Raw genomic sequence first — 11,566 nt, 5'->3', positions numbered from 1 at the left:
GTCAGCGAGGAGAATTTCATGTCACTACGCGAACAGATGTCGTCACAGGCGGTGCATGCGCTGCCCGAACGCCAGCCAGGCATGCGCGCGCCGTCAGGTCTCGCGCGCGCCGCCTACCAGACGCTCAAGCGCAAGGTTCACGAGGCCGTGCTCGACCGCGTCGAACTCGAACGTCTCGCGCGGCTGCCCGCCGAACAGGTTCGCCAGGAAATCGGCGGACTGATCGCGCGCATCCTCGAAGAAGACAAGGCGCCCGTCAACGATCTTGAACGTAGGCAACTGACCACCGACATTCACGACGAGATGTTCGGCTTCGGTCCGCTCGAAGCGCTGCTGCGCGACCCGACCGTGTCGGACATTCTCGTCAACACGCACCGCACGACTTACGTCGAACGGCGCGGCCGTCTCGAGTTGACGGACGTGACCTTCTACGACGACGCGCATCTGATGAAGGTGATCGAGAAGATCGTCTCGCGCGTCGGGCGGCGCATCGACGAGTCGAGTCCGATGGTCGATGCACGGCTGCCCGACGGCTCGCGCGTCAATGCGATCATTCCGCCCTCGGCCGTGGATGGACCGCTGATGTCGATCCGGCGTTTCGCCGTGAATCCGCTGCAAATGAGCGATCTGGTCGCGTCGCAAAGCCTCACGCCGCCGATGGCCGAACTGCTCGACGCGCTCACGCGCGCGAAGGTCAACGTGCTCGTCTCGGGCGGCACAGGCAGCGGCAAGACCACGTTGCTGAACATCCTGTCGGGGTTCATTCCCGAGGGCGAGCGCGTTGTGACCATCGAAGACGCGGCCGAACTGCAATTGCGCCAGCACCATGTACTGCGCCTCGAAACGCGGCCGCCGAATGTCGAAGGACGCGGCGAAGTCACGCAACGCACGCTTGTGCGCAACGCGCTGCGCATGCGCCCCGATCGCATCATCCTCGGCGAGGTGCGCGGCGCCGAAGCGCTCGACATGCTCAACGCGATGAACACCGGCCACGAAGGCTCGCTCGCGACGATTCACGCGAACACGCCGCGCGACGCGTTGACGCGCCTCGAAAACATGATCAGCCTCGCCGGCCTGTCGTTGCCGCCGAAGAATCTGCGCCAGCAGATTTCGTCGGCGATTTCGGTGGTCGTGCAGGTCGCTCGCCTGACTGACGGACGCCGCAAGGTCGTCAGCATTCAGGAACTGACCGGCATGGAAGGCGAGATGGTGAACATGCAGGAGATCTTCACGTTCAAGCGAACTGGCGTCGATCAGAACGGCGCAGTGCGCGGCCACTTCTGCGCGACCGGCGTGAGACCGAAATTCACGGAGCGGCTGCAGGCGTTCGGCATCGTGCTGCCCGATCAGCTATACGACCCGAACCGGCACTTCGACACCGCATGACGCCGGCCGCCGGCGGCACGCCGCTCACTTTTCCGAGGCTTCCATGAATCCGATCTTCTACGCCTTCGCTTTCCTGCTGTTCATTGCCGTGGTCCTCGGGATCGAGGGGATTTATCAGTGGTGGAACAGTCATCACGGGCCCGCCGCGCGACGCCTCGATCAGCGCATTCGCGCGCTGTCGGCCGGTGCGCATGCGAACGGCGAGCGCCTCTCCATCCTCAAGGAGCGCATGCTGAGCAACTCGGCGTCGGTCCATGCGCTGATGATGCGCGTGCCGCGCATCCATCTGCTCGATCGCATCATTCTTCAGTCCGGCTCGAGCCTCACGGTGGGCCGGCTCGCGACGCATAGCGTGGTGGCGCTTGTGCTCGTTCTGCTCGCAGCGAACTTCTCGCCGGTGCAGGTGCCGACGCTCGTGACCGTGCTCGCCGCCGTTGCAGCTCTCGCCTTTCCGACGCTGCGCATGCTGCGCGCTCGCCGCAAACGTCTGCGGGTTCTCGAACGCCAGTTGCCCGAAGCCGCCGACATGATCAGCCGCGCACTGCGAGCCGGGCATTCGTTCTCAAGCGCGCTCGGCATGCTCGGCAGCGAGTTCGCGGAGCCGATGGCCGGCGAGTTCCGCATCGTCTTCGACGAGATCAATTACGGCGTCACCCTCAATGAAGCGCTCCTGAATCTGGCGACGCGCGTGCCGGTGGGCGACCTGCGCTACTTCGTGATCGCGGTGCTGATCCAGCGCGAAACCGGCGGCAACCTTGCGGAGATTCTGGACAGCATCGCGTCGCTGGTGCGCGCGCGTCTGCAGTTGTTCGACAAGGTGAGGGTCCTGTCCGCCGAGGGACGTCTGTCCGGGTGGATTCTCGCGCTGTTGCCGTTTGCATCCGCTGGCGCCATGCAGGTGGTGAACCCGACTTTCTTTTCGGTGCTGTGGGAAGACCCAGCCGGGCTTCAGATCATCGAAACGATGCTTGTCTCAATGGTATTGGGAATCCTGTGGATGCGGCGCATCGTGCAGATCCGCGTGTGAACGCGGGCCCTTTTCGCATCAACGAACCGGAGAACCGTAATGGAAGCGTTCTATTCAACAAACATGCTGTTGCTTGCGGGTCTGTTTGCAGCGGCATTCTGCAGCGTCGTCGCGCTGATGTGGTGGTTGATGCCACGCGACATGCAGCGGCGCATCGAACAGGCGGGCGGCGTGTCGCTCTCACCGGAAGCGCGGCCTTCGGCCGTGTCGGGATGGGCCGAGAGAATCGCCGACATTTCGCGTCCGATCTCGCAGTTGTCGATTCCGAAGGAAGGCTGGGAAGACTCGCCGCTGCGGCTGCGTTTGATGAACGCGGGCTGGCGTTCGTCGACGGCGGCCGGGCTCTATTTCGCGGCGAAAACCGCGCTTGCGCTGCTGCTGCCTTTGCTCGGCCTCGTCGCGTTGACGCACATGCCGTCGATCAACACGGACTACACGGTTATCGCGCTGATTCTCGCGCTGCTTGCCGCGTTCGGCTACTACGTGCCCAACGCCGTGCTCGCACGCTGCCGCGCGCGGCGTCAGCGCAGGATTGTCGAAAGCTTTCCGGATGCGCTCGATCTGCTGACCGTCTGCGTCGAAGCGGGCCTCGGCATGGACGCCGCGCTGATGCGCGTGGCCGACGAAATGACGCTCGCCAGTCCTGAAGTCGCAAACGAATTGCAATTGATGCTGCTCGAACTGCGCTCGGGCTTCACGAAGGAAAAGGCGCTGCGCAACTTCGCGTTGCGCACGGGCGCCGAGGACATCGATACGTTCGCGTCGATGTTGGTGCAGGCGGAACGCTTCGGCACGAGCATCGGCGCTTCGCTGCGCGTGATGTCGGACACGCTGCGCACGCGCCGCAGAATGCGCGCGGAAGAACGCGCCGCGAAGATCGCATTGAAGCTGCTGTTTCCGCTGATCTTCTGCATCTTTCCGGCATTGATGACGGTGCTGATCGGACCGGCCTTCATCCACATCTATCGCGTGCTGTTGCCGACGATGGGAAGCTGATGGTCAGCGGTATTGAGGCATAGAACGCGGCGCTCACCAATCGGATGACCGAACGAGCAGCGCCCAGAGGGGAATAGAAATGAGCCACACAACGAGACCGTTCGCCGGGCATGCCGCATCGAAAAGTTCGGCTGCATCACGTCATGCGCCTGCGCTGCACGCGTCGGGCCGGCGACGATCGCGCCGTCAGGCAGGCGTGGCGGCAGTGGAATTCGCGTTGATCCTGCCGCTATTGCTGCTGCTTATTTTCGGAACCGTCGAACTGGGGATTGCGCTTTACGACAAGGCGGTGATTACGAACGCGAGTCGCGAAGGTGCGCGTGCGGGGATTGTGCTCAAGAGCCCGAAGCCTACCAGCGCGGACATTAAAAACGTCGTCCAGAACTACACGTCTTCCTTTCTCGTGACCTTCGGAACGGCCAACACACCGACAGTCACGCAGACAGGCCAGGGCGGCGCCTTTGGCACTCCGCTCTCCGTCACGGTTTCCTATCAGTATGCCGGGCTAGGACTGGGCGCAATGCTATCCGCGGTGACGGGGCCGATCACGCTGACCGCCACCACGGTCATGAACAACGAATAAGGGGACTGTCATGCGCACGGGAAAAAGCAGACGGAAACAGGAAGGGGCAGTGGCCGTCACTGTCGCGCTTTGCATGCTATTCCTGTTGGGGATTGCAGCTCTTGCCATCGACATCGGCAATCTGCTGGTTGCACGCAGCCAGCTTCAGAATGCGGCTGACGCCGCGGCGATGGCCGGCGCCGGATGCCTGATGCGGCGCACGGAATGCGGGAACACCACTGCCACGCAGCCGGATTGGATTACGGCATCCGCAAAAGCGTCGTCGTTTTCGACGTCCACCGTGACAAACAAGGTGCAAGCTGACTACGTAAAAGCCAGTACGGTAGCGACCGGCTACTGGAACGCCACGGGGACGCCATACGGTCTCGAGTCGCTGCCGTTCACACCCGGCGCGTCCGACTTGCCGGCGGTTCAGGTGACCATCCACAAAGATGGCTCGAACGCGAACGGAGCGGTCCCGGTGTTTTTCGGCAGCGTGCTTGGCGTCCAGATTCTGAAAGCCAGTGCGGTGGCGACGGCGGTGCTTTCCACGCCCGGTAATGTGGGCCCTGGCGGATTGTTTCCGTTGGCCATGTCCAAGTGCCTATATGACAACTACTGGAACGCGGCCACCAGTTCCCCGAAGTTGTCGCCGAACAATAATACGTTGCCTGGGACAAGCGTTGCACAACAACAGGGCCAACCTTACTTCTTTCAGATCGGATCGAGTTATCACTACGGCGCCTGTGAGTCGGGACAGTGGACCACGTTTAATGTCAATGACAACAGTGCCAGCTATGCCAGAGGACTCTTGACGAGTGGCAACAGTACGACTTTCTCCATTGGGGCTTCACCGGGTACGTGGATCCAGACCGGCACGGAAAATACGCTCTTTAAGGGCGCGGGCGACTGTAGTGCCGCCGGCAATGGGCAGTGCGCGTGGGCGACCGTGGCGGTGGTGAACGATCCGGCGACCAGCGGATTTCAGCCCGTCGTGGCGTTCGCCTGCGTGCACATTCTGGATGCGAAGAATGGCTCGAGTCCCTACGTTCTCGTGCAGATGTCGAACGACATGAGCCATTGCCGCACGCCCAACTCGGGAGGAGTGGGACCGAATTACGGCGCCTACACTCCCCCAAGGCTGGTGCAGTAGGAGTGACACGTTTGCAGCGAACCCACCTGCCGGGAACGTTCGCTGCGGAGATCAATCAGGAACCCGCGTTCGCGACGGCGCAAGCCGCCCGCGAACCCCAGGCGCCAGTCACTTTTTTCAACGCTTCATGTAAGGCTTTCACGGGCGCTTTGGCGTGTCATTAACGGCAGGAGCATCGATATGCAAAACGCGGAACAGAATCCCACCCAGAAGCAGCAGAACGAGATGGCCGCAAAAAGTCCGGCGCGAACGCCCGCAACCGGCACGGCTTCTCCCGACGCCCGCACCCAGGCGAAGGAGTTCGGCAGCACGAGCAACGCCGGCGCGGCCGAGCCGACGGGACGCACGAACAACGCGGCGAATCTGCCGCCCATCGATCTCGATGCAATCACCACCGATTCTCCCGATCCGGTGCAACGCGCGAAGAGCCGCACGGTTTCCGTCGACGCCGCGAACACCGCTTCCAGCGACAACACCGTCGACACCGACGGCAAGAGTCTCGAAGCCGCCAAAGAACAGTCGTCGTGGCACGACAACGTGATTTCATCGAACGCGACGCTCGAGAACAATGTGCCGGCGCCGGCGGCAGGACTGGGCGGCATCGACAGCCGACCCGGCGGCAATTTTCCTCTCGTCGCGCCGCGCGACGGCTGGCGCGTCAGCTATCACGGCACGGTGTATATCGAGCGAAGAAACGGCTCGTTGACGGAGCACGTCATTCAGTTCGACGCAACGGGCGCGATCGACGATACCGCCAGGTAAGCGCACGACTCACGCCCCGCCCCAAGGCATGCCCCTTGCGCAACTCCTTCGCCGGACACATGGAACCCTTTCCCGCATGGAAGGAAAACCTGTCGCCTGCCGGCGCGCAAGTTCGGGAAGGGCACCATGGAACTCGTCGACCACAGCGATCGGGGCCGCGCGAGCCGCGTGCGCGGGCGGCGGCATTCGCGCGTTCTGTCGCGCTACGCCGGCCGGCCGATTCGTCTCATCTGGCGCTACATCGCGCGCCGTAAAACGGCTCACGCCATCGTGCTCGCGAGTGTCGTCGCCGCGGTCGGCTTCGCGCTGGCGTCGCAATACGGCATCCGCAATCTGATCGACGCACTGCCTCAGGGACGCGCGCATCCGCAGACGGTCGCGTATGCGTTCGCCGTGCTCGTCGGGCTCATTTTTGCGGACAACGTGATGTGGCGCGTCGCCGGCTGGGTCTCGTCGCGTGCGTTCGTGCGGGTGACGGGCGACATTCGCCAGGACATGTTCGACTATCTGATGGGCCACGCGCCGACCTTCTTCGCGGACAAGCAACCGGGCGTGCTGTCGAGCCGCGTGTCGGCCACGGCAAACGCGGTCTACGTAATCGAAAACACGGTGGCGTGGACCGCATTGCCGCCGACGCTCACCGTGATCGGCGCGATCGTCATGGTCGCAACCGTGAGCCTGCCGATGAGCATCGCGCTCGTCGCCATTTCGGCGCTGCTCACCGCGTGTCTGTTCTGGCTCGCGCGCAAAGGCACCTCGCGGCATGAGGCGTTCGCGAGCCAGGCCGCTTCGGTGGACGGCGAACTCGTCGACGTGATCGGCAATATGGGCCTGGTGCGCGCGTTCAGCGCGGTGCCCGCGGAATTGCGGCGCTTCGGCGGCCATCTCGAAGCCGAAGCCGTGGCACGCAGGCGTAGTCTGTTGTATCTGGAGAAGCTGCGTCTCGTGCACGCGTTCGCGACTGCGTTGCTGTCGGCGGCATTGCTCGGCTGGACGATCTGGCTGTGGACGCAAGGCCGCGCGACCACCGGCGATGTGGTTCTCGTCGGCTCACTAGGCTTTGCGATTCTGCACGGTTCGCGCGACGTCGCCGTGGCATTCGTCGATTTGACGCAGCACGTCGCGCGTCTCGCGGAAGCATCGCAAACCTTGCTCACGCCTCATGCGATGCCCGAAGCGCCGAAAGCGATACCGCTGATCGTGCGCGAGGCGACCGTCGACTTCGACAACGTTTCGTTCGCTTATCCGGGGCGCAGGCGTGTATTGAGCGACCTCACGCTGCATATCGAAGCGGGCGAGCGCGTGGGACTGGTCGGGCCGTCCGGCGCGGGCAAATCGACGGTGCTCGCGCTGCTTCAGCGCTTCTACGATCCCGCCAACGGATGCGTGCGCATTTCGGATCAGGACATCTCTTACGTGACGTTGCAGAGTCTGCAGGCGGCGATTTCCGTCGTGCCTCAGGACGTCACGCTGTTTCATCGCTCGCTGCTCGACAACATCCGCTACGGCTGTCCCGATGCAACGGAAGCCGACGTGAAGCGCGCGTGCGAGGACGCGAGCTGCATGGACTTCATCGCCGCATTGCCGGACGGCCTGAACACGATAGCGGGCGATCGCGGCACGAAGTTGTCCGGCGGACAGCGTCAACGCATTGCGATTGCGCGCGCGATCCTGAAGGACTCGCCGATCCTGCTGCTCGACGAGGCAACGTCCGCGCTCGACACCGCATCGGAGATCGTCATTCAGGCCGCGCTCGAACGTCTCATGAAAAATCGCACGGTGATTGCGATCGCGCATCGACTGTCGACGTTGCAGTCCTTCGACCGGATCATCGTGATGAATCGCGGCCGCGTCGTTCAGGAAGGCACGCCCGCGAAACTGGCGATGGTGCCGGGCATCTATCGCGATACGCTTGCGCGCCATAACCGCCGGACACCTGCGCCTACGATGAATTGACACGTCGTGCATCGGGGCTCGCGGCGCGCATTAATCGCCGATGCGTTCGCCCTCTGTCCTGATCAACTCGATCAGGCGTTTCGCAGGCATCCGGTAACTGGTCTGCTGCTGCACGCCCCATTCGGAACGCTCGGTTTCCACGAGCAGAACGAACTCGCCGTCAGGGCTCGCTTCGAGATGCTGCATGTTGAGCATTTCCTCGCCGGCAACGTCTTTTTCGTGCCCCAACGTCATGACACCCTTCGCGCCGCATCCCATGTCACGCCTCCATGCCCGAGGTTCGGCTTGCCGCCCGCATCGACCCGAACTGAAGGCAGCAAAGCGCGTACCGGCGAGGCACTTTCCGGCGATTGACGGATAATCGCGGCTGCGCTCGCGCACTTGCTGCACCGCACGAGGCGCTTCATGGTTTACCGCACTACTGCCCTCGTGTGGCCGGGGTCAGCATCGGGAACACTTCATAACGAACAGCGAACCAGACTTCACATGCGCATCCCACCCGTCAAAGCCATCATCGCTTTCGAGAGCGTGGCCCGCACCGGGAGCGTCAACCGCGCGTCGGAAGAACTCGGCCTGACTGCTTCGGCGGTCAGCCATCAGATCAGCAATCTCGAGTCGGTCATCGGCCAGGCGCTGTTCTATCGCTCGGGCCGCGGCCTCGTGCTGACACCGACAGGCGAGCGCTATCTATCCGACGTGACCGGTTCTCTCGCGGATTTGAGCCGCGCGACCGAACGCGCATCGAGCCGCACCGAGGTCGAAATTCTGCGCGTGCATTCGAGCCCGAGCTTCGGGCTCATGTGGCTGCTGCCGCGGCTCGCATCGTTTCAGGAAGCCAATGGCGATATCCAGTTGAATCTCGCCTGCTCGTATGAAGACGTGTCGTTCACGAGCGGCTATTACGATATCGACATACGGCACGGCTACGCGAACTGGCGCGATCTCGAAGTCCGCACGCTGCGCAACGAATTCATCGCGCCGCTCGCGTCGCCCGCTTATCTGCGCAACCATCCGGTCAACGCGCCGGAAGATCTGCTTGCGCATCGGCTGATTTACTCCGAAACACCGCTCGTTCAGTGGAAGCAATGGTTCGGGCGCACCGGCGTGCCGGCCGCGCATAAGACCTTCGATTTCTCGTTCGACCGCTCGTACATGTCGCTCGAAACGGCGGCGCTCGGCCTCGGCATCGCGCTCGAAAGTCTGATGCTCGCGTCGGTTCGCATCCGCGAAGGCGCGCTCGTGCCGGTGTTCGACCATTCGCATGCGGTCGAAGTCGGCGCGCATCATCTGGTTTATCCGCCGCAAAATGCGGAGCTGCCGCGAGTCGCGCGATTCATCGCGTGGATCGAGCGGGAAATCGGTCATCAGGCGCGCGCGGCCTGAATATCGCGGGCGTTTCGGCACCAGGGTATTCCATCATCGCCCGTACACCGCTTGCTGCCTTGCTGCCCGCAAACCGCCGCGCAGCAAGCGTCGCGCTTCCCCGCACGAACACCTGAAAATTTCTCAAGCATAGTTGAGCCGTACCGCGTTGATGCGGTTAGCGGCCTGCCCGACACTTGCGCCATCACATCAACATTCAGGAGACAAGTGATGCTGCTCGAGAACAAGGTGGTTATCGTCACGGGCGCGGCTTCGCCGCGCGGCATCGGCAAGGCGACGGCGAAAGCGCTGGCCGCGCAAGGCGCGCATGTCGTGATCCTCGATCTGCGCGAAGAAGATGCGAAAGCGGCGGCCGCCGACCTCGGCGCCGGACATCTCGGCCTCGCCTGCGACGTCACCGACAAAGCCGCCTGCGTCAAGGCCGCGAAGGCCGCGCTCGAACGCTATGGCCGCATCGACGGTCTCGTCAACAACGCGGGCATCACGCAGCCGGTGCGCACACTCGACATCAGCGCCGAAGGCTTCGACGCGATCGTCGACGTCAATCTGCGCGGCACGCTGTACATGTCGCAAGCGGTGTTGCCCGCGATGAAGGAACAGAAAAGCGGCAGCATCGTGTGCATGTCGTCGGTGTCGGCGCAGCGCGGCGGCGGCATTTTCGGCGGCCCGCATTACAGCGCGGCGAAGGCCGGCGTGCTCGGTCTCGCGCGAGCGATGGCTCGCGAATTCGGTCCCGACAGCATCCGCGTGAACTCGATCACGCCGGGCCTGATCCAGACCGACATCACCGGCGACAAACTCACGCCCGAGATGCGCACCGACATCATCAAGGGCATTCCGCTCGGCCGGCTTGGCGATGCGGCCGACGTCGCGAACGCGTGCCTCTTTCTCGTGAGCGATCTGTCCACTTATCTCACGGGCATCACGCTCGACGTGAACGGCGGCATGCTCATTCATTGACGGACGCCTCGCACCTGGGACTCACCCAGGGCACATGGAAGGAGACAAACATGAAATCGAAATACACCGCCTCGCCTATCGACGGCGAGCTGCTCGCGCACGCGGACTCGACGAGCTTCGAGTCGCGAACCTACGCGAAAGTCAGCCGCCGGCTGATTCCGTTTCTGATGCTGTGCTATCTCGGCGCGTATCTGGATCGCGTGAACGTGGGCTTCGCGAAGCTGCAAATGCTCAACGATCTGCGCTTTAGCGAAACCGTCTACGGCATGGGCGCGGGCATTTTCTTTCTCGGCTACTTTTTGTTCGAGGTGCCAAGCAATCTGATTCTTCATCGTGTCGGCGCGCGCAAGTGGCTCGCGCGAATCATGCTGACATGGGCGGTGATTTCGGCGTCGTTCGTTTTCGTGAAGACGCCCACCGCGTTCTACGCGCTGCGCTTTCTGCTCGGCGTCGCCGAAGCGGGCTTTGCGCCCGGCGTGATTCTTTATCTGACGTACTGGTTTCCCGCCACGCGCAGAGCGAAGGCGCTGTCGCTCTTTTTCATGGCGATTCCGCTTGCCGGCATACTCGGCGGCCCGCTGTCCGGATGGATCATGCATTCGCTTCACGGCGCGATGAATATGTCCGGCTGGAAGTGGCTGTTCCTGCTCGAAGCGCTGCCCTCGCTCGTGCTGGGCGTCGCAATTCTGCTGTATCTCGACGACAGCATCGCGAAAGCGAAGTGGCTCACCGAGTCGGAAAAAAATCTGCTTGCCCGCAATGTAGCCGGCGACAACGCGCATACCACCGCTCATGTTTCGATTCGCTCGTTTATCGGCGACCGCCGTTTGTGGCTGATGGCCGCGATTTACTTCTGCGTGGTGCTCGGCCAGTACGGCCTGACCTTCTGGCTGCCGACCATCATCCGTAAATCGGGCGTCGCCGATCCCCTGTGGGTGGGCGTATTCACCGCGATTCCGTATCTGTGCGCGATCGTTGCATTGCCGCTGGTCGGCATGAGCGCCGACCGTCGCCGCGAACGCCGGCTGCATCTCGCCATTCCGATGCTGATTGCCGCCGCAGGCTTCGCGATTCTGCCGACGCTCGGCAGCGTGCCCGCGTCGATCGTCTGCTTGAGCGTTGCTGCGGCGGGCATTCTCGCGTCGTCGTCGCAATTCTGGTCGTTGCCGACGGCGCTGCTCGGCGGCATGTCGGCCGCGGCCGGCATCGCGGCGGTCAACTGCTTCGCCAATCTCGCGGGCTTCTTTTCGCCGGCCATCGTGGGCTGGCTCAACGACCTGACAGGCCGTTCGACCGCGGGGCTCATCTTCATCTCGGCCGCGGTCACGCTCGGCGCGTGCCTCGTGTTCCTCGTGCCCGCGAAGTCCGTGAACCGCTGATC

11 protein-coding genes are annotated in these 11,566 nt (G+C 63.1%); 10 read left to right on the top strand and 1 reads right to left on the bottom strand.

The annotated features are described in order from the left end of the window. Positions 1–18: 18 nt before the first annotated feature. From BGRAMDRAFT_RS12440 to BGRAMDRAFT_RS12410, 7 genes are all read left to right on the top strand, one after another. A complete protein-coding gene (locus BGRAMDRAFT_RS12440; protein ID WP_006049093.1) occupies positions 19–1,386 on the top strand; it encodes a CpaF family protein in 1,368 nt (455 codons plus the stop codon). A gap of 43 nt (positions 1,387–1,429) precedes the next feature. After that, positions 1,430–2,413, top strand: coding sequence for a type II secretion system F family protein (locus BGRAMDRAFT_RS12435; protein ID WP_006049092.1), 984 nt, complete (start codon positions 1,430–1,432; stop codon positions 2,411–2,413). Positions 2,414–2,452: 39 nt separating this feature from the next. Then, a complete protein-coding gene (locus BGRAMDRAFT_RS12430) occupies positions 2,453–3,409 on the top strand; it encodes a type II secretion system F family protein (RefSeq protein WP_006049091.1) in 957 nt (318 codons plus the stop codon). Positions 3,410–3,488: 79 nt separating this feature from the next. Further along, positions 3,489–3,992: a TadE/TadG family type IV pilus assembly protein gene (locus BGRAMDRAFT_RS12425; RefSeq protein ID WP_006049090.1), complete on the top strand. Its 504-nt coding sequence runs from the start codon at positions 3,489–3,491 to the stop codon at positions 3,990–3,992. 49 nt (positions 3,993–4,041) lie between these two features. Then, a complete protein-coding gene (locus tag BGRAMDRAFT_RS12420) occupies positions 4,042–5,124 on the top strand; it encodes a TadG family pilus assembly protein (protein WP_232292260.1) in 1,083 nt (360 codons plus the stop codon). A 180-nt stretch (positions 5,125–5,304) separates the two neighbouring features. Beyond that, on the top strand, positions 5,305–5,886 hold the full coding sequence (locus tag BGRAMDRAFT_RS12415; RefSeq protein ID WP_006049088.1) for a DUF3005 domain-containing protein: 582 nt from the start codon (positions 5,305–5,307) through the stop codon (positions 5,884–5,886). A 126-nt stretch (positions 5,887–6,012) separates the two neighbouring features. After that, the gene (locus BGRAMDRAFT_RS12410; protein ID WP_006049087.1) at positions 6,013–7,842 is read left to right on the top strand and encodes an ABC transporter ATP-binding protein; all 1,830 of its coding nucleotides are present in this window, start codon (positions 6,013–6,015) and stop codon (positions 7,840–7,842) included. 30 nt (positions 7,843–7,872) lie between these two features. Here BGRAMDRAFT_RS12410 and BGRAMDRAFT_RS12405 read toward each other — a convergent pair whose 3' ends face one another. Further along, positions 7,873–8,100, bottom strand: coding sequence for a hypothetical protein (locus BGRAMDRAFT_RS12405; RefSeq protein ID WP_006049086.1), 228 nt, complete (start codon positions 8,098–8,100; stop codon positions 7,873–7,875). A 228-nt stretch (positions 8,101–8,328) separates the two neighbouring features. Here BGRAMDRAFT_RS12405 and BGRAMDRAFT_RS12400 point away from each other — a divergent pair, with 228 nt between their 5' ends. The 3 genes from BGRAMDRAFT_RS12400 to BGRAMDRAFT_RS12390 all read left to right on the top strand — a co-directional run bounded on the left by BGRAMDRAFT_RS12400 (position 8,329) and on the right by BGRAMDRAFT_RS12390 (position 11,564). After that, the gene (locus tag BGRAMDRAFT_RS12400) at positions 8,329–9,225 is read left to right on the top strand and encodes a LysR substrate-binding domain-containing protein (protein WP_044020952.1); all 897 of its coding nucleotides are present in this window, start codon (positions 8,329–8,331) and stop codon (positions 9,223–9,225) included. A gap of 210 nt (positions 9,226–9,435) precedes the next feature. Next, positions 9,436–10,185 (top strand): SDR family NAD(P)-dependent oxidoreductase, encoded by a 750-nt coding sequence (locus BGRAMDRAFT_RS12395; protein WP_006049084.1) that lies wholly within the window; start codon positions 9,436–9,438, stop codon positions 10,183–10,185. Positions 10,186–10,235: 50 nt separating this feature from the next. After that, positions 10,236–11,564 (top strand): MFS transporter, encoded by a 1,329-nt coding sequence (locus BGRAMDRAFT_RS12390; RefSeq protein WP_006049083.1) that lies wholly within the window; start codon positions 10,236–10,238, stop codon positions 11,562–11,564. Positions 11,565–11,566 lie beyond the last annotated feature (2 nt).

Origin of the sequence: Paraburkholderia graminis C4D1M, from assembly GCF_000172415.1 — a bacterium.
Classification (GTDB): domain Bacteria; phylum Pseudomonadota; class Gammaproteobacteria; order Burkholderiales; family Burkholderiaceae; genus Paraburkholderia; species Paraburkholderia graminis.
This window is presented reverse-complemented; position numbering and strand designations above follow the sequence as displayed.